The sequence below is a fragment of the Actinacidiphila yeochonensis CN732 genome (assembly GCF_000745345.1).
Classification (GTDB): domain Bacteria; phylum Actinomycetota; class Actinomycetes; order Streptomycetales; family Streptomycetaceae; genus Actinacidiphila; species Actinacidiphila yeochonensis.
The window spans coordinates 787,765-814,317 of record NZ_JQNR01000005.1 but is presented as its reverse complement, the minus strand read 5'-3'; the positions used below and the strand labels follow the sequence as shown (position 1 = coordinate 814,317).

Here is a 26,553-nt window from a genome sequence, read left to right as displayed (position 1 = left end):
TCCGCCGCACCCACATCCTGTGAGGCCCCCGGCGCGGCCTGTGGATAACTCTGGCGATGCCCGGCCAGATCTGTCCGTGCGGAAGTCCCCCGCGTCGGGCTGGTTCCGCCGTCCGGCGGTGCTGATCGCCAGGGCCCCGTCCGCTTGGCCCCGTCCGCTTGGCCCCGTCCGCTCGGACCAGGGCCTCGCGGTCAGGTTCGGCGCTGGTGAGAGCGGGTGCGGGCGAAGTTATCCACAGGCGGTCATGCGCGGTATTTCCGTTTCGCCTAGTGTTTTGGCGTACGGGGCCCGCGGGTGGTTCGTGCCCATACGGAAACGCTGGCGGCCGTGCGCGGTGGGCGGAAACGTGCGTGTGCGGGCGAGCGTGTGCGCGTGGGCGGGCGTGCGCGGGTGAGCGCGCACGGGCGCGGTGAAAGCGGCGGAGATCGAAGCGGAGCCAAAAAGACAGCGAAGACCGCGAAGACCGTGAAGGAGAGCGAGCGAACACCACAGGCCAGAGGCAAGCGGCGACGCAGCCGGATCGGATCGAAGAAGCAGTACGGAAACAGCAGCACGGAAAGAAGCAGCACGGAGCAAAGGAGTCAGCCTCATGTCTGAGCCGGCAGCCGATTCCGTCGGGGAACCCGCGACCGCGCCGACCAGCGAGTCGGCGATGGCCCACGGACGGATCGTCGTGGGCGTCGACGGTTCCGAGCCCTCCCTCCACGCACTGCGCTGGGCCGACCGCCAGGCCCAGCTGACCGGCGCGGCGGTGGAGGCTGTCATGGCCTGGGAGATGCCCGCCTCCTTCGGCTGGGCGGGTGCCGTTCCAGGGCTGCCCGAGGACCTCGACATCGGAGCCATCGCCACGGAGACCCTCATACAGGCGATCGACCAGGCGCTGCCCCGGGACCGGGCGGCTGCGGTCACCCCGGTGACCGCCATGGGCAACCCCACGCAGGTCGTCCTCGACCGGGCCGAGGGCGCGGAGCTGGTGGTCGTCGGAGCGCGGGGTCTCGGAACCTTCCGAGCCACGCTGCTCGGCTCGGTCAGCCACACGGTGACGCTGCACGCGGCCTGCCCGGTCGTGGTGGTGCGAGGGGAGGCTGAGCAGGCGGACTGAACGGCGGACCGGTGGAGTGGGCTGATAGGCGAGCCAAAGGGGTGACGGGACAGGCACCAGGCGGGCGGGTGCGGCGGTCCGCGGCCTGGCCACGGTACGGGAAATGGACGGCGGCTCACGGCCAAGGGGCAGGTACCGGCCCGTGGCCTTGGGCGGTCCGGGCGTCTGGCGTCCTGGCGTCTTGGGTGGTCCGGGTGGCCTGGTCCGTCTTGGCGGCTTGGACAGCGCTCTGACGGTTCGGACGGTCGCGCGAGTCCTGGCAATGGCACGAACGGCTGCGCCCCCGGGCACCTCCTGGAGCACTGGTGTGCCGGGTTGGCGGGAAACGGCCCTGCGTGTCTACTCCGGGACGTTGGCTCGGGTGACGTGGCTGTCCAGCAGCGGACCGAGTTCGCGCGCGACGGTGTGCAGCGGTCCTGGGTCGTGTTCGGCGCGGGCGAGGATGATGGCGCCCTCGATCGCGCTGAGCATGAGGACAGCCAGTGCCTCAGCCCTGGGCGCCTCAACGCCCAGGGAGGTGAGAGCCTCGGCGACCGGTTCGCGCCAGGTGGTGAACGCTGCCGCAGCGGCGGCCCGGGTGGAGTCGGCGGACTGCGCACAGTCCACAGTGGCGGCCGCTACAGGGCAGCCGGCGGGCCCTTCCGGGCTTTCGTACTCGTCGGCCCACTGCTGGACCATCGCCGAGAACAGGGCGCTCGGCGTGGGGGACGCCATGCCCGCGAGGAGGCGCGCCACCCGTCGGCCCGCGTACCGGCCGGCCCAGGCCACTGCCTCGTTGACCAGTTGCTCCTTCCCGCCTGGGAAGTAGTGCTGCAGGGACCCGCGTGGCGCGCCCGCGTGGGCGGCTACCTCGCGCATCCCCGTGGGGCCGACGCCGTCCCGCCGGATCAGCTGGGCGGCGCTGAAGACCATCCGCTCGCGTGGCCCGTACTCACGCTTCCGCGGAGGGGGCCCGCCGTTCGGCCGGGGGAGGGCGGGCGGTGGACACCCGGCGTCGGACGCCGGGTCGTCGCCGGCCGGCCGTACGTCCTTTCCAGGGGCAGGCACGAATCCTCCTTGCGGGTGGCGGGTGGCGGGTGGCGGGTGTCCGCGGTTGCCGGGTGGCAGTGGTCGGAGGCGCCGGACAGCGGGCCCGGGGCAGTCGGCTCAGGGAGCTGGGGCCGCGGCCCGTGTCGGGTGTGCCGGTCCGCGCGCCGCCCTGTTCCGGGGCAGCTGAGTGAGCCGGTTTCACGTCAGCTTATAGACGGCGGTGATGCCGTCGACGGTACGTGCGGCGCCGTCGGGTCCCAGGCGGCGGTCAGTACCGCTGCCAGGCAGGCGGTGGGAAGCGTGGCGACGCGGGTGAAGAAACGGGAGCGGACCGTCTCGGCGGAGCATCCCGGGGAGAGGGTGGCGAGAGCGGGGCCGTCGTCCGGGCGCACGGTGTCGATGAACCAGCCCACCGGGGCGTCGTGGGCGCTGTCGGCCGGCCCGGTGCGGATCACCGTCGGCGGCCCGTTGACACCTGCCGGCCGTGACCTGTCGGGGTGCGTCGTTCGGCGGGTTCCTGCGTCTCCTGCCGTATCCCCGGACCGTCGACCGCGCTCGCTGCGGTGACCACGCTCGCTACGGTGACCGCGACGCCTGCGGTGACGTAGCGGGCAGTCGTGTCCCGGACGTCCCGGGCCGTGGTGGCCGTGGTGGCCGTGGTGACGAGTTTTGCCGGGCCGACGGGCCGACGGGCCGATGGGCGGGACGTGGCTATGACGTTCGTCATAGCCACAGTATTATGACGGCCGTCATAGCTCGGCAAGGGCGGGTGGCGTCCGACTGCAACGCGTCCGACCGCATCGGTCAGACCGGCAGGGCCGCCCGGCAAGCCCGGCACGGGAAGCCGCAGCGCATAGCCGGTGCGCAAAGACGCCACCCAAACGCGGCACCGAAGCGCACGGCAGGAGTGTGCCCTTGCCGAGGGACCGTCCCAGGACGTGGGTGCGGCCGAGGGGGTATGAGGGCTCGTGGAAGGCGGAGGCGTGGACGAAGACGCGCGTACGGATGCGGGCGTGGCACCAGGCGGCGCCCGGCCGGGGGAGGGGATCCGAAAGGGCCGGGACACGGACCGCCGGGACGGGGAGCGCCGGGACGGGGACCGCCGGGACGCGGACCCTCGCCGAACGCCCGGGGCGGAGCCGGACTCGACGCCAGCGTCCGACGCCCCCCGGAGCCGGAGGGAGATCTCCGCGGCGGCCCGTACGGAGCGTTCGGCCGCAGGGTTCGTGGGCCTGGGCATCATGGGTGGGCCGATGGCGCTCAACCTGGCCCGCGCGGGGACCCCGTTGGTGGTGTGGAACCGTACAGCGGCCAAGTGCGCACCGCTGCTGGCAGCCGGTGCGAGCGTGGCCGCGGACCCCGGCGAGGTCTTCAGCCGTTGCGCCACCGTCTTCCTGATGCTGGCCGACGAAGCCGCCGTCGACACCGTACTCGCCCGTGGCACGGAGGAGTTCGCCCGCCGCGTGGCGGGTCGCACCGTCGTGCAGGCAGGCACCGTCCGGCCGCCGTACTCCGTCGCGCTGGACGCCGAGATCCGCGCGGCCGGGGGCCGTTACGTGGAGGCGCCCGTCTCCGGCTCGCGGATCCCGGCCGAGCAGGGCCGACTGGTCGCGATGCTCGCGGGCGAGGAGGACGCCGTCGCCGAGGTCCGGCCGATGCTTCGGCCGATGTGCCACGAGGTGTTCGCCTGCGGGCCGGCCCCGGGTGCGCTGCTGATGAAGCTCGCCGTCAACCTCTTCCTCATCACCACCGTCACGGGCCTCGCTGAGGCCGTCCACTTCGCCGACGCGCACGGCCTGGGCCGTGAACGCCTTCTCGCGGTGCTGGACGCCGGTCCGATGGCCAGCGGTGTCTCCCGGATGAAGGCGCCGAAGCTGCGCGACGGGGACTTCTCCGCGCAGGCCGCCGCGGCCGACGTGCTGAAGAACAACCGGCTGATCGCCGAGGCGGCCAGGGCGGCCGGGGCCGCCTCCCCGCTGCTCGACGAGTGCCACGCGCTCTTCGAGGAGACCGTCCGGCTCGGCCACGGCGAGGACGACATGGTCGCGGTCCTCCGGGCCCTGGAGGCCCGTACGCGGGGAGGGCTGACGGTCTAGGCTGCCAACCTCCTGCACAGGATTCGACAACAGGATTCGACAACAGGATTCGACAACAGGAGTCGACAACCACCCCGGACGCCAGGCCAGTTGGGCCCGGAGCCCGGTCGGAGCGGAGGACGGACACGATGGGTGTGGCGATACGCAGGGCCGGCGAGGAGGACCGCGGTGAGGTGGTCCGCCTGCTCGACCAGGGGTTCTCCGCCGATCCGGTGAGCAACTGGGTCTTCCCGAGCCCCGAGCGACTGCGGCAGCGGCACGCCGCGTTGATGGACGCCTTCACCTCCATCGCACTGGAGGAGGGCCACGTCGACCTCGCCGTGGACGGTACCGGCTGCGCGTTGTGGGCGTCCGTCCCCGCCGGGGCGCACGGCGACGACGACGATCCGGTGCGTTTCCGCGAGGCTGTCGACCCCGACAACGAGCGGGTCGAGCAGATCGCGCGGCTTACCGCGGCGGTCCACCCCACGGATCGCGCCCACGCGTACCTGATGATGATCGCCGTGTCGGCCGACGTGCGTGGCCAGGGGGTCGGCGCCGCCCTCATCAACTCCGTTCTGGAGGAGTGCGACCGGGCCGGTCTCCCCGCCTACCTGGAAGCGAGCAGTCTGCGCAGCCGCGCGCTGTACGAGCGGCTCGGCTTCGCCTTCATGGGCACGCCGGTCGAGCTCCCGGGCGGTCCCTTCATGTACCCGATGTGGCGCGAGCCGCGCGGGTAGCGGTCGCGACCGGCCACCCTCCCCGGGGGCGGGCCGGGGCAGACGGGGCGGGCCGCGGCAGGAGGGCGGGCCCCACCAGACGGGCGCGCCGCCCGCCTCCGGCCGCGCCGCACGCCTCCGGCCGCGCCCCGGGGGAAGGCGGACGACCCCGGGGGGAAGGCGGACGACCCCGACCGGTCTTCTGGCGCCGCGCCCGCCACGGAAACCCGGTGTTCCGGCGGTGCGTCTCCGCGTTACGGTGCCGCGCCATGAACGCACAGAGCCCCGACGGGCCGCCGCGGCTGACCCGTCTCGCCTTCCACGGCCCGCTGTCCTCCGCCCGAGCCGACCGCCTGGTCGGGCGCTTGGCCGCCACGAGGCCGTCCACCGTGCTCGACATCGGCTGCGGCTGGGGGGAGTTGCTGCTGCGGCTGCTCGAAGCGGTACCCGACGCGACCGGGATCGGCGTCGACCTCGACGCGGACGACCTCGCCCGCGGCCGCGACGCCGCGCAGGCCCGCGGCCTCACCGAACGCGTCTCCTTCGTCGAGGAGTCCGGGGCCGGCTCGGCCCGCGGCCCGGCCGACGTCGTGCTGTGCCTCGGCGCGAGCCACGCCCTCAGCGACGAGCAGCCACCGCACCACACCCCAGCGGCACTCGCGGCCCTGCGCGGGCTGGTCAACCCGGGTGGTCGCGTCCTGCTCGGGGAAGGGTTCTGGGAGCGCCCGCCGACTCCCGGGCAGCTCGCCGCCATGTGGCCCGGCGCGGCGGCCGATGAGCACCCGGACCTCGCCGGACTCGTCGACCTGGCCGTGGCGGCGGGGTTCCGTCCGTCCGGCATCGAGGCCGCGACCGCCGAGGAGTGGGACGTGTTCGAGTCCGACTACCGTTCCGACGCCGAGGACTGGCTCGCGACCCACCCGGAGCACCCCCGCGCCGCCGAGACCCGGACCCGCCTCGACCGCCAGCGCCGCTCGTGGCTGCGCGGCTACCGCGGCGTCCTCGGTATCGCCTACCTCACCCTCACCCCGGACGAGCGCGTACCCGCCTGACCGAGGGAGGGTGCGGTGGCCTGACGGAGCGGGTCCGTCCTCCCCGCCGGCTCGCTCCGTCAGCCGGCCAGCGACTCCCGCAGCGCGTCGACCAGCGAGGAGGCCCGTACGTCCGCTGCCCCCTCGACGATGTGGTTCATGACGTAGCCGAACGCGACGCCGTGCTGCGGGTCGGCGAAGGCGAGGGAGCCGCCGCGGCCGGGGTGGCCGAAGGCGTTCGGGCCGGTCAGGGGGCTGGCCTCGGTCGGCAGCATGTAGCCGGAGCCGAACCGGCTGGGCATCATCATCACCTGGTCTTGGCCCTCGGCCTGCTCCTGGGCCGCGGCGGCCACGGTCTCCGGGGTGAGGAGGCGTACGCCGTCCACCTCACCGATCAGTGCGGCGTACATGCGGGCCAGCGCGCGTGCGGTGCCGACGCCGTTGGAGGCGGGCAGCTCCGCGGCCTGCACCTCGGGCGAGTTGAAGTCGATCTGGGCCGGGTCGGTGACGGCGAACGCCCGGTTGCTGAGCGAGTCCGGGTCGCGCCATGCGGCGACGGCGTCGCGGAACTGCTCCGGGACGGATTCGAGGGGCACGGAGGCGGGGTCCACCGCCGGCTGCCAGTACGCCATACGGCTGACCCTGGCGCGTTCGGCGGCGGGCACACCGATGAAGAAGTCCAGGTCCAGCGGCGCGGCGATCTCCTCGGCGAGGAAACGGCCCGGTGTACGGCCCGACACCCGGCGGATCACCTCGCCGACCAGCCAGCCCCAGGTCCGGCCGTGGTAGCCGTGCGCGGTGCCTGGTGTCCACTGCGGGCGTTGCGCGGCCAGCGCCTCGACCATCGGATGCCAGGCCAGCGCGTCGGCCACCGGTACGGGCCGGTCCACCGCGACCAAGCCGGCCTGGTGCGACAGCAGCCAGCGCACCGGGATCTCCGCCTTGCCGTTCGCGGCGAACTCGGGCCAGTACCGCGCGACGGGAGCGTCCGGGTCCAGCAGGCCGCGCTGGACCAGCAGGTGGGCCGCGGTGGCGGTGACCCCCTTCGTCGCCGAGTAGACCAGTTGCAGGGTGTCCCGCTCCCACGGGCGCCCCGTTTCGGGATCGGCCACCCCGCCCCACAGGTCCACCACCGGTCGACCGTTCCGGTACACGCACAGCGCGGCGCCGATGTCCGCGTTGTCCCGGTCGTCCCCGTCCCGGCCGAAGTTCGCCGCGAACGCGTCGCGCACGTTCTCGAACCCGGCCGCCACCTCACCGTGGATGCCGTGGATGCCGTGGGTGCCGTCGGCACCACCGATACCGTCGATCATCGTCATAACGCCCATCCTGGCACCCGGCTCCCCGACGGAACAGGCTCGGTTCCGTGCTCCCGCGAAGGGGGGACGCGGGCGGGAGGCCGTCCCCCGTGGTCGTAGACGGTGACCGGCACGGCGCCGCTGACGGACGAGGCGTGCCGTGACCACGGGCGCAACCCCCTGCCACACACCGCCTGCCGGGCCGCAGCCCTGTGCGCGGCAGGTGGACGGACACGTTCGACCCGGCGGCCCGGACGGCGACGGCACCGACAACGACGTCCGGCCGCCCAGCCACTTCACACCGCCGGCGAGGCCGTCCGCGCCGCCCGTTCCCACCGCACCTTCGTGCCGCCTGTTCCTCCCGCCCCTTCGTGCCGCCCGTTCCCCCGCACCTCCGCGCCTCCTGCCCCCGCACCTCCGCACCTCCGCCCCGCCTGTCCCCACCAGCGCCCCCGCTCCACCCGCAGCCGGCCGGCGCACCCGCGTCGCGCCCGGGTGGAAAACCCGTACGAGCGCGGGCCCGGCGGCAGCAGAATGACGCGCATGCCCGCTGACCTCCGCGCCGCCCGCGCCGCCGTCGACGACCTCTACGCCGACCTCGACCCGCTCGCCTACCCCGCCCGGGCCCGCGCCCTGGCCGCGTGGACCAAGGACCGGGTCCGGCACGGCGACACGGACGGTGGGCTGCCCGCCCTGCTGGCGGAGTTGGACACGCGGGGCCGGCATGGACGGCGGCTCGCCGTGGTCGCCGCGGCGATCGGACGGGACACCGGCTTCCTTGAGGCCCGGCTCGCCGACCCCGACGGCACCGTCCGCGGCCACGCGCTGAGGTCCGCGTTCCACCTGCCGATCAGCGACGCCGCCCTGGAACGGGCGATGGACGACGCCCCCGAAGTCGTACGGCGGCAGATCGTCGCCGTGGTCGTCGCCGGTGGGCGCACCGCCCTCGCGGAACGGCTGATGGTCGGCGTACGGGAGCAGTGGGGGGACGAGGAGGCCGTGCGGCTGCTGCCAGGGTGCGGAGCCGAGGCGGTGGAGCGGTTGCTCCCGGGGCTCTTCCGAGCCGTGGCCCGGTGGCGGCCGCTCGGCCGCCGCCATCCGGACCTGGTGCTCGACGAGGCCGCCCGCCGGCTCGCCGCGCTGCCGGAGCAGTCCAGCACATCCTGGTGGCAGCGGAACGCGGACATCTTCGCGGACACCGCCGAAGCGCGGCCGCTGCGGGTGCTGGAGCTGCTGGAGCGGCACTGCCCGCCGTCCCTCCCCGGGCCGGTTCGCGACTGCCTCGGCCACCTGCTGAAGGCGGCTCCGGGTAGGACGATCCGCCTGATCACAGCGCCGCAACGCGCCGTCCACCAGCTACGGGATCTGGTGTCCCGTTCGGCCCTGGGCCGGCTCGCGCGGCTCGCGCCGCAGGAGTTCGCCGGCCTCGGCCGGGCCTGGAGCCATGACCCGGCCTCCCTCGCGGTGCTGCTCCGCGCCCTGCCGCCGTCGCGGCGGAACACCTTCTACGACGCGGTGACCGCGGGCCAGGACCTCGGCCACACCATGCTCAGCGGCAGCGTCCTCGACGCTCTGCCACGCAGCCGGGCGCGTGAGGAAGCACGGCGGATGGCCGCACAGGCCGCTGGGCGGGGGAGCCCTTGGAACACCGTGCTGGCCGCCGTGTCCCATCTGCCGGTCGCCGAGGCGCGGGTGCGGCTGCTGGGCGCGACGCGCCGTCCGGCGGCGGAGGACCGGGCGCTGGCGTACCCCATGCTGATCCACAACGTCGCCAGGTCCGGTGACACCGCCGCGGTCGCCGTCCTCCTCGACGACCTGCAGCGGCTGCGCAACGAGCAGGAGCCCGTCCGGTCGCCCGCGCTCGCCGCCCTCGCCGAGGTGCCGCCCGCGCTCTTCGCCGGAGCGGACACGACCCTGCTCAGCCGCATAGCCACCGACGCCGTCGAGGCGCGCGACAGCTCCGGACGGACCCGGCAGGCCCTGTCGGACCTGGCCGTCGCGGTGCTGCGCGAGCACGCTGTGAGCGGTGAACCGCCACTGATCGCATGGGCGTTGGCGACCCTGGCGCAGTTGTCCGGACACACCGGAGGAGCCATTCTGGGGCGCTTGGACGCCACTTTGCGCCGAGGGCAGGAGTTCCAGGTCTTCGAGGCGCTCCGCCCGTGGCTGGAAGCAGGTGCGGACAGGGTCGACCACTCCCTCACCTTCGACCTCGCCCGCGCGCTCGGGCGTCGCGCCCGCCACATGTCGGAGCTCCAGGAACTCCTCTGGCAGGCGATCCAGTTCGGCGACGGCGCCACGGTGCGCCGGGGCGTCGAACTGTGGCTCGACGACCCCGCGAAGAGGGACGAGCGCGTCGCCAGGGTGCTGGAGCTCGAACCGTCGGCCGCCGTGCTCCACCCGGTCCTGCGGGTCCTGACGCGCCGCCGCACCGACCTGCTGGACGCCGTCCTCTCCGGCACCCCGCCGTACGGTCGCTTCCTCGTCCCGGGGTCCCGCTGGGTGCCGCCCGTTCACGACGCCCGAGGCTGGCTTCCGCGTCAACAGCGCGCAGTCGCCAGCCTGTTGGCCGAGGCGATGGCGGACACCTCGCTGTCCGGGTACGCACGGGCAGGGCACATCCGCGCTGCGGCCGCCCTCCCCGAGGTGGGCTTCGAGATCGTCCGCGGCTACCTCGACTCGCCGGACACGGTCCTCGCCGAGGCCGCCCTGGGGGCCGTGGTCTGGACGGACCGTCCCGTCGAAGCGCTGCCGCTGCTGCTCGCGCACGCGTCGGACGACCGGGCGAGGGTGGCGCTCTACGCGGCGGCCCGGGTGACCGCGTTCTTCGCCCCGTCGCGGCTGGAGGCGATCCTGCGCGCCGCGCTGCTGCCCGCGGACGACGGTACGCCCGCCCCGGCAGCCAAAGTCACCAGCCGCAAACAGCTCGTCCGGCTGGCAGCCTCCCGGCTGCCCGTCCACACCGCCGCGGCGATCGTCGCTGACGCCTTCGACCTCCCCGGGCAGCACCCCGACGTGCAGGCGGCCTGCGTCTCCGTCGCCGCCGCCCTGCTGCGCGCCCCGGCGGCCTGGCGACTGCTGGAACGCGCCGCCGACGGCCCGCCGGTCACCCAGGCCGCCGTGCTGGGTGTGCGTCCCTACGAGCTCGGGGACGGCGACCGGCCCCGCTACGCGCGCCTGGTCGGCCAGGTGGCGGGCAGTCGCCACACGGAGACCGCCGACAGGGCGACGGGCCTGCTGGCGGGCTGGTCGCCCTGGTATCCCGAGGCGGCCGAGCTGCTGCTGGCGAACACCGTCGACCTGGAGAACCGCTCGTCCTGGCAGGCGTCGGCGAACGGACTCGTGGCACTGGCGGCCTCACCCGGTGGCGCCGGACCGCTGCTGGAGGCACTGGCACGGTTGGCCGCCGTGGAAGCCGGGACCGAGGCGTTGGCGGATGCCGCCGCGGAGGCCGAGGGGCGCGCACTCCGTCCCGACGCGGAGGCCGAGGGGCGCGCACTCCGCCCCGACGCGGAGGCCGACCGGGACCGCCCCGCGCGGCAGCGGATCGTCCGCCTCGTCACGCGGCTGTCCCGCGCCGTGGCGATGCCGCAGGCCGACGCCCCCAGGGCCGCGGCCCTGCGTGCCTCCGAACTCCTGCGCACCTGCGACGGGTTCCTGCCCCAGAGTGCGCAACTGCTCGTCGCGGCCCTCGACCTCGACGCCGACACCGTCCCGCTGACTCATGCGTTGGAGCGGCTGGCGGGCCTCCACGACGACCGTCCGGTTCTGGCCGCCCGCACCGCACAGACCCTCCAGGGGCGGTTCAGCGGCCGCAGCCGGCCCGGTGACCCGCTCGCCCTGCTGGCCGTGGTCGACCGGCTCGCCACGGGCGGCGGGCACGCCGGGGGGCTCTTCGCCGTCTCCATCACCCAGGCGCTGGGCTCCCGAACCACGTGGTCGCAGGGATGGCGTACCCGCCTGCGAGACCTCCGCCGGCACCCGCACCCCGATGTCCGGGACGCGGCACTGGCGGTGGCGACCGCGACGGAGTGACGCCCGACCCGTGTACCCGCGGCAACCGCGGGGTTGCGGCTGTCGCGGGTCGGCGAAGGGCGGAAGGCTGAAGGACGGGGACGGGGACGGGGACAGGGACGGGCGATGGGGACGGGCGATGGGGGATGGGGGATGACGGTTACGGCTCGGTGAGGAGCGGCTCGAAGGGGGTGGAGGGGCGGCGGGCCGACATGAAGGAGAGGAAGTCGTTCACGAAGGCGCTGCGGGAGTAGCGGCCGCCGGCGGTGTCGACGGCGCGGCGGAAGCCGGTACGGAACAGGGCGCGGTACTCGTCCGCGTCGATGGACTGGTCGCCGTCCGCGTCGGTCGCGTCGAAGAGCACCTCGGCGAACCGGATCAGCGCCGGGCCGGCGAGAGAGGGCACGGCGGCGGCGTACTCGTCCTTGCTGACGCGGCCGTCGCCGTCGGTGTCGAGCGCCGTCTGGAGCTCCCGCCACCAGTCGGCGCAGGCGGTGTAGAGCCTGGTCTCGGCGGGCTCGTCGAGGTCCAGGCGGGAGGAGATCTCCCGTGCCATCGCCGCGAGGTCGGGCCAGTCCAGGTAGCCGTCGCCGGTCTGGTCCAGCACCGAGGTGAAGAACTCACCAGCGGCACGCGGTGGTTCGTCCCCGGCAGCCCCAGCCGCCCCGGTGGCCCTGGCAGCCCTGGTGGCTCCGGCGGCCCCCGCCGTGTCCTCGGCCGGGCCGCGCTGCGTCGGCAGCGGCGCGACCAGCCGGAAGAGCGCGCCGGCCCGCTGCATCCGGCCCCGCAGCGCCGCGAGCGGCGCGGCGCGCGGGTCGTCGCTGTCGGGGGAGAGGTAGAGCAGGTCCGTGACGGTCTCCGCCCGCAGCCAGCCCTCGGGCAGGAAACGGGCCAGACCGGCGGCGACGTAGGCGCTCTGCATCAGCGTCTGGGCGCCGGGGACCTCCGGCAGCCCGGACTTGCGCCGGAACGGCTCGGGCAGGGACGCCACGGTGATCGTCCCGATGACCGGCCCGGCGAGCGCGCGGCCCGCCGCCCACACCGTGGGCAGGCCGGAGAGCAGCGGCGGCGCCGGAAGGTGGTCGAAGAGGCGGTAGAGGATGATCCGCACCGCCTCGGTGTTCTCCAGCTCCTCCGCCACCACCCGGTCGTAGTACGGCCAGAACTCCGTGACGGTGGGCGGCAGGTAGCTCTCGTCGCCCGCCAACGCTGCCAGGAAGGCGCGGAATTCCGCGTAGAGGTGCTCCATCGCGTCCTGGTCGAAGGGCTGTCCGCTCAGTCGGCACATGGTGACCGCGCTGTCGAACAGGGTCGCCACCACCCAGGCCCGGACCTCGGGGTCCATCGCGTCGTAGGGGCGGGCGCGCTCGTCGGTACCGCTCAGCCGCGTGTGCAGCCGGTTGAGCCGGGCCGCCTCCCGCTGCCGCGCGTGCTCGTCGGGGCCGAACATGCGCTGGAGGCTCACCAGGGTGTTGCGCAGCCGGCGCCAGGGGTGCGCGACGAACGTCGAGTTGTCCATCAGGGCTCCGCCGACCTGCGGATGGGCGGCCTCCAGCACCAGGGCCCGGATCAGGGCCAGCGCCCAGCGCGGGTCGTCGGCGAAGCGGTTGAACTGCGAGTTCTCGCCGAAGAGGGTGCCGGGCGCGGGGGCCGCCGGCCCTGGTCCCGTTCCCTGTCCCGTTCCCGTTCCCGGGCCAGTTTCCGGCCGGTCCCCGGCTACGGCCTCGGCTCGGCCATCCGGTCGGGCCTTCGCGGCGTCGGTGTCGGCGTTGAGGTCGGCGGCCGGCGGCCGGGTGCGTCGGGGGCGGGTACTGCCGGTGTCCGTCACGGTCGGGGTTCTCCGTTCGCCTGCTGGGCTGCCACGCCGCCGAAGCGGCGGTCGCGGCGCTGGTAGGCGCGTAGGCACTCCAGGAAGTGCGGCGCGCGGAAGTCGGGCCAGAGCACCGGCGGGAAGACCCACTCGGCGTAGGCCACCTGCCAGAGCATGAAGTTGGAGATGCGCTGTTCGCCCGAGGTCCGGATGACGAGGTCCACGTCCGGCGTGTCGGGGAAGGGCAGGTGTGCGGCGAAGCTCTCCTCGTCGACGGCGTCGGCCGCCACCCCGCTGCGGATGAGGGAGCGCGCCGCCGCCACGATGTCGCGGCGGCCGCCGTGGTCGAACGCCACCGTCAGCGTCATGCCGCGGTTCTCGCCGGTCAGCGTCATCAGGTCGGCGAGGCTCCGGGCCAGCGGCGCGGGGATCCTGGCGTCCGCGGAGCCGAGGACCCGCAGCGGATGCCGCGCGCGTGCAGCAGCGGGGCGTGCTTGCGCACCACGCGGCGCACCAGGTGCATGAGGTAGTCGACCTCGTCGCTCGGCCGCCCCCAGTTCTCGGTGGAGAAGGCGTAGAGGCTCAGCCACTCCACACCGGCGGACCTGGCGGCTTCGATGACGTCGATCACCGTCGCCTCCGCCGCGCGGTGCCCCGACGTGCGCGGTAGTGAACGCATCGCCGCCCAGCGGCCGTTGCCGTCCATCACGCACGCGACGTGGCGCGGTACGGGCCGCCGGGCCCGGGGCTGGACGGTGCGCGCGGCGTTGCCCCCGGCGGTGCTCGCGGGCCCGCTCCCACCGGCGGGATCCGGCGCGGGCGCGGCGGGCGGGGGAGGGCGGACGCGCCGCCGGTCCGGTCAGCCGCCACTGGTGCTCCTGGGAGCCGTCACAGTCCCATCCCCTCCACGGACGCCGATTCCGAACCCGTGCAGCAGCGTGCCCCGGCCGGGCCACCGCCGCGCCGTGATCGGCGCAGGTTCACCCGTGGCGCGTCCGTCCGAATCCGTGCGGAAGGGCAGCGGGTGTGCGGCGCGGCCTGGGTGCCGGGGCCGAGGGGGCGGGGGCTGACGGGGGAGAGCTGGTGGGATCGACGGCCGCGCACCGGACCGTTGCCGCGCCGGCCGGGCTGTCGGGGGCTGGTCGTAGGATCGGGCCCATGGACTGGCTGGAGCGGGCGGGGGCGCTGCGGCAGTGGGCGGCGAACGGTGAACGCGCGCCCCACAAGCCCCTGTTGCTGCTGTACGCGCTCGGCTGCTTCCAGCGCGACGCCGAGGGCGAGTTGGCGTACAGCGCTGTCGAGGCGGACCTGAAGCGGCTGCTCGCCGAGTACGGACCCGGCCGCCGTACGACGCCCGCTTACCCCTTCCACCACCTGGTGAACGACGGGGTCTGGGAGGTGCGCACCCACCGGGGGCCGGGTAGTCCGGGCCCGGCGGTGGGGGCGCTGCGGGAGTCGGGCGCGGCCGGGCGGCTGGTGCCGGAGCTCAGAGGGGCGCTGGGTCGCGAGCCCGAACTGCTGGTGCTGATGGCCCGGAAGCTGCTCGACCTGCACTTCCCGCCGTCGCTGCACGGGGAGTTGTGCGAGGCCGTCGGTCTGGAGCTGGAATACGCCGAGCTGGAGACGGTGGTGGGCCGGAAGCGCCGGCAGCGGGACCGCAGGATGCGGGAGATCGTGCTGACCGCCTACGAGTTCCGGTGCGCGTTCTGCGGGTACGACGGCGCGGTCGGCATGGTGCCGGTCGGGCTGGAGGCGGCGCACGTGCGGTGGTGGGCGCTGGACGGGCCGGACGAGGTCGACAACGGGCTGTGCCTCTGCTCCCTCCACCACAAGCTCTTCGACAAGGGTGTCCTCGGGGTGGCGGAGGGGCACCGGGTGATGGTCTCCCGGAGCTTCGTCGGGCGGGGCGCGGCGGCGCGGGCGAACGTCATCGACCTCGCGGGCGGCCCGCTGCTCGGCCCGCAGCCGGGCTCACCGCCCGTGGCCGACAGGCACCGCGCCTGGCACACCGCGCAGGTCTTCCACGGTGAACCGAGGTCGGCCGCGGCGCTCTGACCTCGTCCGTCCGTCCGCTCGTCCGTCCGCTCGTCCGTCCGTCCGCTCGTCCGTCCGTCCGCTCGTCCGTCCGTACGTCCGCCTGCTCGTCCGTCCGCCCACAGCCCTGCCCGTTATGTGACGTCTGCCACCTTCGACCGCCCTTCTCCGCTCTGCCCGCCTGTGGGATCGGTCACCCGTCGACGGGAGGCGGGATGCCCTCGCGGCTCCTGAAGGCGGCCTGATCGGCGGGGACTTCGGGTACGGCGGTGCGGGGGCATGAAGGGCGGACGGGCTGGGCGGCCCCTCGGTCAACCGCCGGGTTTATGGAGTTGTTACCGGACTGTCGTACCTTGCTCGAAGTGCGCTGAAAGCACCTTTCCGGGTGGTCCGTGACGGGCCGGCCCAGGGTCGAGCGCGCCCTCCCACACCGTGGCCGTCCGCGCGGGCCCCGCGCCCGGTGCGGCTCCCCCGAGCCGGCCCGGTCCGGCCTCCGCACGTCCGTGCACCGCCGCTCGGGGTTCCTGGAAGGAGTGGACCGTGTCGGAACGGAGCATCCCGCCGCCCGGCGCCCCGCAGGGCATGGACCGGCGCAGCCTGCTCCGGGCCGCCGGGCTCGGGGCCGGCGTCGTCGCCGTCGGGGCCTCTGCCGGAGGAGTGGCCGCGGCCACCCGTGGAAGTGGTACGGCCGGGGCCGCGGACGTCACGGACGTCGCCGACAGCGCGCGGATGCCGCTGCTCGGCGGGGTCGACTTCCCGATCGGGATCTTCTGGCCGCCGCACCCCTTCCAGGCCAGCGAGGCGCGCTACCGCGAGATCACCGACGCCGGCTTCACCTTCATGATCACCGGCAACTACCAGCTGGACGAGGCCAGTACCCGGCAGGCGCTGAGCCTCGCCGACCAGGTCGGACTGAAGGTGCTGGTCGCCGGGGACCCGCGGGTCAACGCGCTGGCCCAGCACCTGACCGTGACGGACGACCGCTCCGTCGCCTCGTCCATCACCACCGCCGACGCAGCCTCCTGGGTGCGCGACTCGGTGGCGGCGTACTCCTCCTACGCCTCGTTCGCCGGCTTCAACGTGTACGACGAGCCGGCCCGTTCGCGCTTCGCGAACGTCGGCGCCGTCAACGGCGTGGTCCGCTCGACCGCGCCGACGCTGCTGCCGTACGCGAACATCAACCGCGGCAACGGCGCTGCCTACCGCGACTTCGTCCGGTCGTACGTCGCCGCCGCGCGCCCCTCGGTGCTCTCGTTCGACCGGTATCCGTTCCTCACTACGGGTCTGGACTCGGCGTACTTCGAGACGTGGGCGATCGTGCGTGCCGCGGCTCTGCAGGCCGGGATTCCGGCGTGGACGTACATCCAGTCGACCGGGTTCAGCAACCATCCGGTTCCCACGGCCTCGCAGTTGGCGTGGCAGGTCAACACGAGCTTGGCGTATGGCTGCAAGGGTATCCAGTACTTCACGTACTGGACGCCTGATCCGGCTCGGGGTGAGGGGTATACGGAGGCGTTGATCACGACGGACGGTCGTCGTACGCCGCTTTACGATGCCGCGACGGTGCTGAATACGGGGTGGTTGCAGCCGGTGGGGCGGCAACTCAAGCCGCTGGTCTCGGAGTCGGTGCAGCATGCCAACGACGCGCCGTTGCCTGTCGGGACCACGGCGTTCGCGCCTGGTGCTTACCTTTCGGCGGTTGCGGGGGATGCGGCGATCGTCGGTCTGTTCAGTGATCCCCGGGACTCCGAGGTCCGGTATCTGCTGGTCACCAACCGTGACCCGGACCGGTCTGCCACCGTGCGCGTCACGCCCGACGCCGGCAACGTCGCCGCGGTCGCGGGCTTCGACCCGGGCAAGGGGACGTACGGGGCTCTCCCGGCGGGTCAGGTGACCGTGCGCCTGGCGGCCGGCGGCGCCGCGCTCTACCGCCTCACCTCGCGCTGACGCCTGACGCCGGATGCCGGATGCCGGACGCTCGACGCCGGGCCGCTGTCGGGGGCCGGGCGCGGTCGTACGGTCACGCCGGAGACAGTGTTGCCCCGGGTGGGTGGCGGAAGAGCACACCCGGGTGGAAGCGCGGCGGCGGCGCGCGTGGCGGACGGCCGGAAACGGGGCCGGGCTCCGATCATGGCGTCGTCAGACTTGCCAGACGAACCGGGGCGGATCGGGCGCGGACCGACGTGGACCGGGCAGGGCGGGCGGCGGCCGGGCACCGGCACTCCAGGGCGGGCCGGTGCCCGCGCCCCGCTCGGCCGGACGCGCGGACGGCGGCACGCCCGCACCCGGCGACGAAGCGGGGTGGAACCGGGTGGAGCGCGTGGAGCGACGGGAACGGGTGGAGGCGCCGGAGCCGGGCCGGCCGGAGGACGCGGCGGCTCGCGGGCTGGGCCGCCGGGCGCTGCTGCGGGCCGCGGGCCTGGGCGCGGGGGTACTCGCGGCAGGAGCAGCCGGAACATCGGGAGCGGCGGAAGCGGCGGGGGCCTCGACTGCCACGGGTGCCACGGGCGCGGCGCGAGCGGCCCGCGGGACACCGGCCACGGCGGCCGGACCCGGCCACGCGACCGGCGCCGGCGCCCGCGCCGCCGGCGGCCCCGACCTCCCGCTCGTCGACGGCCCCGACTTCCCGATCGGCGCCTTCTGGCCACCGCACCCCTTCGCGAGCACGCTGGAGCGCTACCAGGAACTCGCCGACGCCGGCTTCACCTTCTTCATCACCGGCGACTACCTCTCCGACGCCCGCTCGGCCGCCTACGCGCTGGGCCTGGCCGACCAGGTGGGCCTCAAGGCCCTCGTGGCCGCCGATCCGCGCATGCTGGCGCTGGCCCACTACCTCACGGTGACCGACGACCGCTCCGTCGCCTCGTCCATCACCACCGCCGACGCCACCGCCTGGGTGCGGGCCGCGCTCGACGGCTACACCGCGCACCCGTCCTTCGCCGGGTTCAACCTCTACGACGAACCCGCCCCGGCACGCTTCGCGAACGTGGGCGCGCTGACCGCGCTCATGCGCTCGGCGGCGCCCGCACTGCTGCCGTACGCGAACATCAACCGCGGCAACGGCGACACCTACCGCACCTTCGTGCGGAACTACCTGGACGCGGCTCAGCCGTCCATGGTCTCGTTCGACCGGTATCCGTTCCTCACTACGGGTCTGGACTCGGCGTACTTCGAGACGTGGGCGATCGTGCGTGCCGCGGCTCTGCAGGCCGGGATTCCGGCGTGGACGTACATCCAGTCGACCGGGTTCAGCAACCATCCGGTTCCCACGGCCTCGCAGTTGGCGTGGCAGGTCAACACGAGCTTGGCGTATGGCTGCAAGGGTATCCAGTACTTCACGTACTGGACGCCTGATCCGGCTCGGGGTGAGGGGTATACGGAGGCGTTGATCACGACGGACGGTCGTCGTACGCCGCTTTACGATGCCGCGACGGTGCTGAATACGGGGTGGTTGCAGCCGGTGGGGCGGCAACTCAAGCCGCTGGTCTCGGAGTCGGTGCAGCATGCCAACGACGCGCCGTTGCCTGTCGGGACCACGGCGTTCGCGCCTGGTGCTTACCTTTCGGCGGTTGCGGGGGATGCGGCGATCGTCGGTCTGTTCAGTGATCCCCGGGACTCCGAGGTCCGGTATCTGCTGGTCACCAACCGTGACCCGGACCGGTCTGCCACCGTGCGCGTCACGCCCGACGCCGGCAACGTCGCCGCGGTCGCGGGCTTCGACCCGGGCAAGGGGACGTACGGGGCTCTCCCGGCGGGTCAGGTGACCGTGCGCCTGGCGGCCGGCGGCGCCGCGCTCTACCGCCTCACGCTCACGTCCGCGGTCTGAGGTCGCCGAACTCCGTTGCGGGGCAGCAACGTTCGCCAACGTCCGTGCGGGTCAAGGGGCGTGCCCCCGACCCGCGCGGCATCGGCCCCTGCGGCCCGCGTAAGGAGGCGCCAACGGGCCGCAGGAGGTCCAAAGGGGGGAGCCTCACCCGCTACCGGCGCCGGTGGCAGCGGGTGCGGGTGACGGCTCCCGCGCGCTCAGCCTCAGTCCCAGCTAAGCCTCAGCCCCGGCGCAGAGGCTGTTCGGCTCAGCGGCCGGTCGGCTCAGAGGTCGTTCAGCTCGGGCATCGCGCCTTCCTTCGTGCTCACGTCGATCACCGTGAAGTTGGCGCCCTGCGGGTCGGAGAGTGCCGCGAACCGGCCGAACGGGCTGGTCATCGGCCCGAAGCGGAGGGCGGCGCCGGCCCCTTGGGCGGTCTTCACGGCGGCGTCGCAGTCCGGCACGACGAAGTACACGTTGACGTAGGCGGGTACCTCCGCCGGGAACTCCTCGCCCATGCGCATCCGCCCGACCACCGGCTCGCCCGGGTCGCCGACGCTGAACACCGCGAAGTCCACGTGCTCGTCGGCCATCTTCTGGCCCCGGTACGGGAACACCGAGGTGAGGAAGGAGTCGGTGGCCTTGGGGTCGCGGGTGAAGAACTCCGCCCAGCCGTAGGCGCCGTCCTCCGCCTGCTTCTCGAACCCGTGGTGCTGGTCCGCCTGCCAGAGCCCGAAGCCCGCGCCGCCCGGCTCCTTCACCAGCGCCATCGTGCCGAACGGGCCGACCCGCATGGGCTCCAGCACCAGTTCGCCGCCCGCGTCCTTCGCCTTGGCCGCGCTCGCCGCCGCGTCCGGGGTCGCCAGGTAGAGGCACCACGCCGCGTTGACCTCCTCCCCCGGCATCGGCGGGGTGACGGCCGCGACCGCCTTGCCGTCGGACCTGGCCTCCGTGTAGCCGCCGTACTCGCTCGCCGGCTCCCCCCAGCTCCAGCCGAGGACGTCCGAGTAGAAGCGCTTGCCGGCTTCCACGTCGGGGAAGGTCGCGACAGCCCAGCAAGGCCGGCCCTCTGCGAACTCGGTCATGATCAAGCTCCGTTGCTCGACAGTGGGTGTGACCACGGTCACATCCGTCCGTACTCCCAACGTAGTCAGTCGGCGGCCCGAACGCGCGCCGGAGCCCCCGCCGGACCGGAACGCCGCCCGGAACCCCGCCCGGCACCCCACTCCGCGTGGCGGTCCGGACGCCCTCCGCCACGAAAGGCGCCGCTCGGCCGGCGGTCGGCCGACCCAGGGCGATCATCGGTGGCCGACCCAGGGCGATCAGCGGTCGGACGGCCGAGTGCGATCGGCAGGGGGACTTCTTGGCCGACGGCCTGATCAGCCGACGGTCCGATCAGCCGACGGCCCGATCAGCCGGCGGCCCGCTCCGCGCGAGGGACCGGGATGCGCTGCTCGGCCCAGACGATCTTGCCGCCGGGCGTGTAGCGCGTCCCCCAGTGCTCGGCGAGCTGGGCGACCAGGAAGAGGCCGCGGCCGCCCTCGTCGGTGGTGGCGGCGTACCGCAGGTGCGGCGAGGTGCTGGAGGTGTCGGAGACCTCGCAGACCAGCGCGGTGTCGCGCAGCATCCGCACCTCTATCGGCCCCGAGGCGTAGCGGATCGCGTTGGTGACGAGCTCGCTGAGCAGCAGCTCCGTGGTGAACGCCAGCTCCTCCAGCCGCCACGCGGCCAGCTGCCGGCTGGCCCGGTCGCGCACCTCGGCGACCGCCGCCGGGTCGGCCGGCGCCCGCCACCGCACCACGTCCCGCGCCGGCAGCGCGCGGGTCCTGGCCACCAGCAGCGCCACGTCGTCACGCGGCACCTCCGGCAGCAGGGCGCCCAGGACGGCGTCGCAGGTCTCCCCGGGGTCGCGGCCCGGACCGGACACCGCGGCGCGCAGCAGCTCCATGCCGACGTCGATGTCCCGGCGGCGGTCCTCGACCAGGCCGTCGGTGTAGAGCACCAGCCTGCTGTCCTCGGGCAGCTCGAACTCGGCCGCCTCGAACGGCAGGCTGCCCAGGCCGAGCGGCGGCCCGGCCGGCAGGTCGAGGATCTCCGCGGTGCCGTCGGGGCGGACCAGGACCGGCGGCAGGTGGCCGGCGCGGGCCATCTGGCAGATCCGCGAGACCGGGTCGTAGATCGCGTACAGGCAGGTCGCGCCGGTGACCGGAACGCTGCCGGCGCCGGCCGTCGCGTCCGCGTCGATCCGGCCGGCCAGCTCCGAGAGGTGCGCCAGCAACTCGTCCGGCGGCAGGTCGAGCATCGAGAAGTTGTGGACGGCCGTACGCAGCCGCCCCATCGTGGCCGCCGCGTGCAGGCCGTGCCCGACGACGTCCCCGACCACCAGCGCCACCCGCGTCCCGGGCAGCGGCACCACGTCGAACCAGTCGCCGCCCACCCCCGCCCGCGCCGGCAGGTAGCGGTGGGCGACCTCCAGCGCGCTCTGCTCCGGCAGGCCGTGCGGCAGCAGGCTCCGCTGGAGGCTGACGGCCATCGCCTGGCTGCCGGTGACGGCCGCGTCCAGCTGCTCCTGGGTGCTGTACCGGGGCTCGAACACGCCCGTGTTGCGGCCGAGCCGCAGCGCCGCGATCCGGTCGCAGACCGCCCGTACCTCGTCCATCTCGTGACTGACCAGCAGCACCCCGAGCCGCCGCTCGCGCAGCCGCCGGATCAGGTCGAGGACCTGCGCGGCCTGGTCCGGGCCGAGCCCCGCGGTGGGCTCGTCCAGGACCACCAGCTCGGGCCGGCCGACCAGCGCCTTGGCGACGGCCACGCCCTGCCGCTGCTCCCCGGAGAGCGAGGCGACCGGCACCCGCAGGCTGGGCACCGGCACACCGAGGGAGTCCAGCAGTGCCCGGGAACGGCGCTCCATCTCCACCGTGTCGACCAGGCCGAAGCGGCGCAGCGGGCGGCCGAGGAAGAGGTTCTCGACGGTGTCGAGGTTGCCGCACAGCGACTGGTCCTGGTGGACGGTGGCGATGCCGAGCCGCTGCGCGTCACGCGGGTGCCGCAGGTCGACCCGCCGGCCCTTCCACTCGATCCTGCCGTCGTCCGGGCGGTGCACCCCGGCGACCGCCTTGACCAGCGTCGACTTCCCGGCGCCGTTGGCACCGACCAGGCCGACCACCTCGCCGGCGCCGACCTCCAGATCCACCCCGGTGAGAGCCTGTACGGCGCCGAAGCGCTTGGCGACCCCGCACACCCTGAGCAGCGGGTCTTCCACCACGGTGACACCTCCTTCGCGGCCGGTCCTCCGGGACCCGCCTCCGACACCGGCGGCGTGCCCCGGTCCCGGCGCGCGCCCGCTCTCCTCGTGTCTCCCCGCGCGCCCCGCCGCGTACGCCCGGGTTCCGGGCGTCTCCAGCCGGGCGCTGGGCGTACACGGCGGCGGCACGCGTGGCACGCGTGGCACGCGTGGCACGCGTGGCACGCGGCGCGGCGGCGGCACGCGGCGGTGCGCCTCGGTGGCGGCATTCGGCGGCGGCACGCGGCGGCGGACCTCGGTGGCGGCATTCGGCTTGCGGAACCCCGCGGGGAGGAGCCCGAGGCGCCGTGCGGCGGGGCGGAGTCGCGCGGGCGGACCGTCCGGAGGGAGGATGCGGAGGAAGCTGGAAAGATGCGACGAAGCAAGCGACGGAGAGGCAAACGGACATGGCACAGCAGGTCGCCGGGGTGGTCGCCCGCGGCAAGGGGCAGCCGGTCGGGATCGAGACGATCGTGGTGCCCGACCCCGGCCCCGGGGAGGCGGTGGTGCGGGTGCAGGCGTGCGGGGTGTGCCACACCGACCTGCACTACCGGGAGGGCGGGATCAACGACGAGTTCCCGTTCCTGCTCGGCCATGAGGCGGCCGGTGTGGTGGAGTCGGTCGGCGAGGGCGTGGACGAGGTGGCGCCCGGCGATTTCGTGGTGCTCAACTGGCGTGCGGTGTGCGGCACCTGCCGGGCCTGCCGGCGCGGACGGCCGTGGTACTGCTTCGCCACCCACAACGCCACGCAGAAGATGACGCTGCTCGACGGCACGGAGCTGTCCCCGGCGCTCGGCATCGGCGCGTTCGCGGAGAAGACGCTGGTGGCGGCCGGCCAGTGCACGAAGGTCGACCCGGCGGCCTCGCCGGCGGCGGCCGGGCTGCTCGGCTGCGGTGTGATGGCGGGTCTGGGCGCGGCGCTGAACACCGGCAACGTGGGCCGCGGCGACTCCGTCGCGGTGATCGGCTGCGGCGGTGTCGGCAGCGCGGCGGTGCTCGGCGCGCGGCTGGCGGGCGCGTCCCGGATCATCGCCGTCGACCTCGACGAGCGCAAGCTCGCCGGCGCGCGCGGCCTGGGCGCCACCCACACGGTGGACGCGGGCGCGGGCGATCCGGTCGAGGCGATCCGCGAGCTGACCGAGGGCTTCGGCGCCGACGTGGTGATCGACGCGGTGGGCCGCCCGGAGACGTACAAGCAGGCGTTCTACGCCCGCGACCTGGCCGGCACGGTGGTGCTGGTGGGGGTGCCGACGCCGGAGATGAAGCTCGAACTGCCGCTGCTGGACGTCTTCGGACGGGGCGGCGCGCTGAAGTCGTCCTGGTACGGCGACTGCCTGCCCTCCCGGGACTTCCCGATGCTGATCGACCTCTACCTGCAGGGCCGGCTCGACCTCGACGCCTTCGTCAGCGAGACGATCGGTCTGGGCGACGTGGAAGCGGCCTTCGGGCGGATGGCCGGTGGCGACGTGCTGCGTTCGGTGGTGCAGCTGTGAGCGCCGCGATCGACCTGCTGGTCACCTCGGGCACGTTCTCGCTGGACGGCGGCTCCTGGGACGTCGACAACAACGTGTGGATCATCGGCGACGACCGCGAGGCCGTCGTCCTGGACGCGCCGCACGACGCCGAGGCCATCGCCGCCGCCGTCGGCGACCGCGAGCTGCTGGCGATCGTGTGCACCCACGCCCACGACGACCACGTGGGCGCCGCGCCGGCGCTCGCCGAGCTGACCGGCGCGCCCGTCCTGATGCACCCGGCCGACCTGGAGGTGTGGCGGCTCACCAACCGGGGCGTGGTCCCCGACGGCGAGCTGCACGACGGGCAGGTGATCACGGTGGCCGGTCAGGAGCTGACCGTGCTGCACACGCCCGGCCACACCCCGGGCGCCGTGAGCCTGTACGCGCCGGGCCTGAACTCCGTCTTCACCGGTGACACCCTCTTCGCCGGCGGGCCGGGCGCCACGGGCCGGTCGTTCAGCGACTTCCCGACGATCACCGCCTCGATCCGGGACCGGCTGCTGACGCTGCCCCCGGAGACGGTGGTGCGCACCGGGCACGGCGAGACCACCACCATCGGCGCGGAGGCTCCGCACCTGGAGGAGTGGATCGCCCGCGGCCACTGAACGCGGCCACTGAACGCGGCCACTGAACGCGGTTGCTTGACGCAGCCGCTGACACGGCCGCTGAGCGGTACGGGCCGGGCCGTCCCCGACGGCTCCGGCCCGCCCCCACCTGTCGGGGGCACCGGGGGTGCCGGGGTGCCGGCTACGCGGCGAGGGCCGGGTGCAGCACCACCTTGGTGTAGCCCTCGATCCGCTGGTCGAACTTCTCGTACGCCATCGGCGCCTGCTCCAGCGGCAGTTCGTGGGAGACCACGAAGCTGGGCCGGGCCCGGCCGGCGGTGATCAGGTCGCGCAGCTGCCGGTTGTAGCGCTTGACGTTGCACTGGCCGGTGCCCACCTGCTGGCCCTTCTCGAACATCTTGCCGATGGAGACGAGGAGCCGGCCGTGCTTGGCGTGCTCGTCCGGTCCGCCGGGGTCGGAGGGCACGTACAGGCCGGGCACGCCGAGCCGGCCGGTGGGACGGACCGTGTCGACCAGCGCGTTGAGCACCACGGCGGGCTCCTCGCGGCCGCCCTCGTGGCCCTGGGCCTGGTAGCCGACCGCGTCGACGCCCTTGTCGGTGCCCTCGTCGCCGGTCAGGTCGCGGATCTGCCCGGCCGGGTCGCCGGCCGTGAAGTCGACCGGCACGGCCCCGATCTGCTCGGCCTTGGCCAGCCGCTCGGGCACCCGGTCGACGACGAAGACCTTCGCCGCGCCGCGCAGCAGCGCCGAGTACGCGGCCATCAGGCCGACCGGCCCGGCGCCGTAGACGGCCACGCTCTCGCCGGGCGCCACTCCGGCCAGCTCGCAGCCGTGGTAGCCGGTCGGGAAGATGTCGGCCAGCAGCACGAAGTCGGTCTCGAACTGCTCGCCCGGGGGCAGCGTGAGGCAGTTGAAGTCGGCGAACGGCACCCGCAGCCGCTCGGCCTGGCCGCCCCGGTACGGGCCCATCGCCACGTAGCCGTAGGCGCCCCCGGCGAACCCGGGGTTCACGGTCAGGCAGAAGCCGGTGTTGCCGGCCAGGCAGTTCTTGCAGAAGCCGCAGGCGACGTTGAAGGGCATGACCACCCGGTCGCCCACCTTCAGGGAGGCAACGCCGGGGCCGGTCTCCTCGATGACGCCCAGGTTCTCGTGGCCGAACACGATGCCGGCCTCGGCGGCCGTGCGGCCCTCGTACATGTGCAGGTCGGAGCCGCAGATCGCGCTGGACGTGACGCGGACGACGACGTCGTTCGGGTGCTGGACGGAGGGGTCATCGACCTCCGCCACCCTGACGGCGAAGGGTTTCTCGTACACGACGGCTTTCATCTTCACCACTTCCGTGACGTCCGTCTGGGGCGCGGTGGGGCGGGGCGCGGTACGGCGGCAGGGTGCCACGGGTCCGGGGGCTTCCGTCGTCGCACCACCGGTCCCTTCCAGCGAACACCCATCACCGGCGCCCGCTCAAGCGGAGCCGGCAGCCGGCGCCCCGGTGCCTCGGCGCCTCGGTGGGCGGTGCCCGGTGCCCGGTGGGCGGTGGGCGGTGGGCGGTGGGCGGTGGCGTCTCAGGCTTCCGCTGATCGCTGGGGTTCGGCGAGGAGGTCCCACAGGCCCATCAGGTAGCCGACGGCCGTGTCGAGCGTTTCGGGCTGCACGCCGTCCAGCGCCTGCGTCGAGATACCGACGAGGAACGTGTGGAACGCCGATCCCAGCGCCTCGGCGTCCAGGTCGGCGGGAAGCTCGCCGAGGTCGATGCCACGCCGCACGCACGCGATCAGGTTGCGCCGGTCCCTCGACCGCCGTTCGCTGAGCAGTTCCCGGATCTGGCGGTCCTCCGGCCGCGCCGGCGCGCCGGACGACACGAGGAGGCAGCCGCGCGGGTGGGCGGTGTCGGTCTGCATCAGGACCGACTGGCGCAAGGTCAGCTCGACGGCCTCCCGCGGCGCCAGGTCCGGACACGACGCCGGACCCGTGACCTGCCCGAACGTCGTGGCGTAGCGCTCCACGACGGCCTCGAACAGGCCCTGCTTGGAGGAGAAGGCCCCGTAGATGCTCCCCGAGGACAAGCCCGTGGCCTCCCGCAGCTGGCCCACCGACGTCGCCTCGTAGCCGTGCTCCCAGAACACCAGGAGTGCGGCGTCCAGGGCCTCGTCGAGGTCGAATTCGCGCGGCCTTCCGGTCCGGGGCATTGGTGACCTCCTTCATGGCGTGGCATTCGAGAATAACCGATCTGGAAGTCGTTGGCGATGCCCCTCGATCCGCCCGCCCCGCCGTC

Annotated in this window: 17 protein-coding genes and 3 pseudogenes; 10 read left to right on the top strand and 10 right to left on the bottom strand. The window is 74.0% G+C overall.

The window, feature by feature from the left end; genetic code table 11:
- The first annotated feature begins 652 nt into the window (after positions 1-652).
- Entirely contained in the window at positions 653-1,102 is a 450-nt protein-coding gene (locus BS72_RS15330; protein WP_037916015.1) for a universal stress protein, read from the top strand.
- 339 nt (positions 1,103-1,441) lie between these two features.
- On the opposite strand, the gene BS72_RS15325 is transcribed toward BS72_RS15330, so the two are convergent.
- Both BS72_RS15325 and BS72_RS36530 read right to left on the bottom strand, forming a co-directional pair.
- Positions 1,442-2,014: a TetR/AcrR family transcriptional regulator gene (locus tag BS72_RS15325; RefSeq protein WP_037911121.1), complete on the bottom strand. Its 573-nt coding sequence runs from the start codon at positions 2,012-2,014 to the stop codon at positions 1,442-1,444.
- 568 nt (positions 2,015-2,582) lie between these two features.
- The gene (locus BS72_RS36530; protein WP_157856242.1) at positions 2,583-2,858 is read right to left on the bottom strand and encodes a hypothetical protein; all 276 of its coding nucleotides are present in this window, start codon (positions 2,856-2,858) and stop codon (positions 2,583-2,585) included.
- A gap of 457 nt (positions 2,859-3,315) precedes the next feature.
- On the opposite strand from BS72_RS36530, the gene BS72_RS15315 reads away from it, so the two are divergent.
- From BS72_RS15315 to BS72_RS15305, 3 genes are all read left to right on the top strand, one after another.
- Positions 3,316-4,227 (top strand): NAD(P)-dependent oxidoreductase, encoded by a 912-nt coding sequence (locus BS72_RS15315; protein ID WP_265736823.1) that lies wholly within the window; start codon positions 3,316-3,318, stop codon positions 4,225-4,227.
- Between the two features lie 128 nt (positions 4,228-4,355).
- Entirely contained in the window at positions 4,356-4,946 is a 591-nt protein-coding gene (locus tag BS72_RS15310) for a GNAT family N-acetyltransferase (protein WP_037911116.1), read from the top strand.
- A 248-nt stretch (positions 4,947-5,194) separates the two neighbouring features.
- Positions 5,195-5,977, top strand: a complete 783-nt coding sequence (locus tag BS72_RS15305; RefSeq protein WP_037911114.1) for a methyltransferase — start codon at positions 5,195-5,197, stop codon at positions 5,975-5,977.
- 59 nt (positions 5,978-6,036) lie between these two features.
- Here BS72_RS15305 and BS72_RS15300 read toward each other — a convergent pair whose 3' ends face one another.
- On the bottom strand, positions 6,037-7,275 hold the full coding sequence (locus BS72_RS15300) for a serine hydrolase domain-containing protein (RefSeq protein ID WP_407638977.1): 1,239 nt from the start codon (positions 7,273-7,275) through the stop codon (positions 6,037-6,039).
- A gap of 522 nt (positions 7,276-7,797) precedes the next feature.
- Between BS72_RS15300 and BS72_RS15295 the strand changes: the two genes are divergently transcribed.
- The gene (locus tag BS72_RS15295) at positions 7,798-11,289 is read left to right on the top strand and encodes a hypothetical protein (RefSeq protein ID WP_051951133.1); all 3,492 of its coding nucleotides are present in this window, start codon (positions 7,798-7,800) and stop codon (positions 11,287-11,289) included.
- 139 nt (positions 11,290-11,428) lie between these two features.
- Here the strand turns inward: BS72_RS15295 and BS72_RS15290 are convergent, their stop codons facing one another.
- Positions 11,429-13,096, bottom strand: a complete 1,668-nt coding sequence (locus BS72_RS15290; protein ID WP_078901386.1) for an oxygenase MpaB family protein — start codon at positions 13,094-13,096, stop codon at positions 11,429-11,431.
- Positions 13,093-13,757: pseudogene (uppS, locus tag BS72_RS15285) on the bottom strand (polyprenyl diphosphate synthase). Before uppS ends, BS72_RS15290 begins: the two are co-directional and overlap by 4 nt.
- A gap of 479 nt (positions 13,758-14,236) precedes the next feature.
- Between uppS and BS72_RS15280 the strand changes: the two are divergent.
- The 3 genes from BS72_RS15280 (at position 14,237) to BS72_RS15270 (ending at position 18,938) form a co-directional block, all read left to right on the top strand.
- Positions 14,237-15,133: a phosphorothioated DNA-binding restriction endonuclease gene (locus tag BS72_RS15280; protein ID WP_037911110.1), complete on the top strand. Its 897-nt coding sequence runs from the start codon at positions 14,237-14,239 to the stop codon at positions 15,131-15,133.
- Positions 15,134-15,652: 519 nt separating this feature from the next.
- Positions 15,653-17,059, top strand: coding sequence for a hypothetical protein (locus BS72_RS15275; RefSeq protein WP_051951132.1), 1,407 nt, complete (start codon positions 15,653-15,655; stop codon positions 17,057-17,059).
- A gap of 373 nt (positions 17,060-17,432) precedes the next feature.
- Positions 17,433-18,938 (top strand): hypothetical protein, encoded by a 1,506-nt coding sequence (locus tag BS72_RS15270; protein WP_157856241.1) that lies wholly within the window; start codon positions 17,433-17,435, stop codon positions 18,936-18,938.
- Positions 18,939-19,201: 263 nt separating this feature from the next.
- On the opposite strand, the gene BS72_RS15265 is transcribed toward BS72_RS15270, so the two are convergent.
- The 3 genes and pseudogenes from BS72_RS15265 to BS72_RS38320 all read right to left on the bottom strand — a co-directional run.
- Positions 19,202-20,002, bottom strand: a complete 801-nt coding sequence (locus tag BS72_RS15265; RefSeq protein ID WP_037911108.1) for a VOC family protein — start codon at positions 20,000-20,002, stop codon at positions 19,202-19,204.
- A gap of 326 nt (positions 20,003-20,328) precedes the next feature.
- Positions 20,329-21,465 (bottom strand): annotated as a pseudogene (locus BS72_RS38325) (ATP-binding SpoIIE family protein phosphatase); the annotation flags it as partial.
- A gap of 213 nt (positions 21,466-21,678) precedes the next feature.
- Positions 21,679-22,110: pseudogene (locus BS72_RS38320) on the bottom strand (ATP-binding cassette domain-containing protein); the annotation flags it as partial.
- A gap of 497 nt (positions 22,111-22,607) precedes the next feature.
- On the opposite strand from BS72_RS38320, the gene BS72_RS15255 reads away from it, so the two are divergent.
- Together BS72_RS15255 and BS72_RS15250 are read left to right on the top strand one after the other, a co-directional pair.
- Positions 22,608-23,693: an S-(hydroxymethyl)mycothiol dehydrogenase gene (locus tag BS72_RS15255; RefSeq protein WP_037911106.1), complete on the top strand. Its 1,086-nt coding sequence runs from the start codon at positions 22,608-22,610 to the stop codon at positions 23,691-23,693.
- Positions 23,690-24,319, top strand: a complete 630-nt coding sequence (locus tag BS72_RS15250; RefSeq protein WP_037911103.1) for an MBL fold metallo-hydrolase — start codon at positions 23,690-23,692, stop codon at positions 24,317-24,319. The genes BS72_RS15255 and BS72_RS15250 overlap by 4 nt, the downstream gene beginning before the upstream one ends.
- 142 nt (positions 24,320-24,461) lie before the next feature.
- Here BS72_RS15250 and BS72_RS15245 read toward each other — a convergent pair whose 3' ends face one another.
- Together BS72_RS15245 and BS72_RS15240 are read right to left on the bottom strand one after the other, a co-directional pair.
- Positions 24,462-25,607, bottom strand: coding sequence for a glutathione-independent formaldehyde dehydrogenase (locus BS72_RS15245; protein WP_037915993.1), 1,146 nt, complete (start codon positions 25,605-25,607; stop codon positions 24,462-24,464).
- Between the two features lie 236 nt (positions 25,608-25,843).
- On the bottom strand, positions 25,844-26,467 hold the full coding sequence (locus BS72_RS15240; protein ID WP_037911101.1) for a TetR/AcrR family transcriptional regulator: 624 nt from the start codon (positions 26,465-26,467) through the stop codon (positions 25,844-25,846).
- Positions 26,468-26,553 lie beyond the last annotated feature (86 nt).

What these genes read in the sequence shown, in the direction of transcription:
- BS72_RS36530 (WP_157856242.1), bottom strand. Translation starts at nt 2,858, where the DNA reads ATGACGAACGTCATAGCCACGTCCCGCCCATCGGCCCGTCGGCCCGTC.
- BS72_RS15295 (WP_051951133.1), top strand. Translation starts at nt 7,798, where the DNA reads ATGCCCGCTGACCTCCGCGCCGCCCGCGCCGCCGTCGACGACCTCTAC.
- BS72_RS15255 (WP_037911106.1), top strand. Translation starts at nt 22,608, where the DNA reads ATGGCACAGCAGGTCGCCGGGGTGGTCGCCCGCGGCAAGGGGCAGCCG.
- BS72_RS15280 (WP_037911110.1), top strand. Translation starts at nt 14,237, where the DNA reads ATGGACTGGCTGGAGCGGGCGGGGGCGCTGCGGCAGTGGGCGGCGAAC.
- BS72_RS15265 (WP_037911108.1), bottom strand. Translation starts at nt 20,002, where the DNA reads ATGACCGAGTTCGCAGAGGGCCGGCCTTGCTGGGCTGTCGCGACCTTC.
- BS72_RS15240 (WP_037911101.1), bottom strand. Translation starts at nt 26,467, where the DNA reads ATGCCCCGGACCGGAAGGCCGCGCGAATTCGACCTCGACGAGGCCCTG.
- BS72_RS15245 (WP_037915993.1), bottom strand. Translation starts at nt 25,607, where the DNA reads ATGAAAGCCGTCGTGTACGAGAAACCCTTCGCCGTCAGGGTGGCGGAG.
- BS72_RS15310 (WP_037911116.1), top strand. Translation starts at nt 4,356, where the DNA reads ATGGGTGTGGCGATACGCAGGGCCGGCGAGGAGGACCGCGGTGAGGTG.
- BS72_RS15325 (WP_037911121.1), bottom strand. Translation starts at nt 2,014, where the DNA reads ATGGTCTTCAGCGCCGCCCAGCTGATCCGGCGGGACGGCGTCGGCCCC.
- BS72_RS15305 (WP_037911114.1), top strand. Translation starts at nt 5,195, where the DNA reads ATGAACGCACAGAGCCCCGACGGGCCGCCGCGGCTGACCCGTCTCGCC.
- BS72_RS15300 (WP_407638977.1), bottom strand. Translation starts at nt 7,275, where the DNA reads ATGACGATGATCGACGGTATCGGTGGTGCCGACGGCACCCACGGCATC.
- BS72_RS15330 (WP_037916015.1), top strand. Translation starts at nt 653, where the DNA reads ATGGCCCACGGACGGATCGTCGTGGGCGTCGACGGTTCCGAGCCCTCC.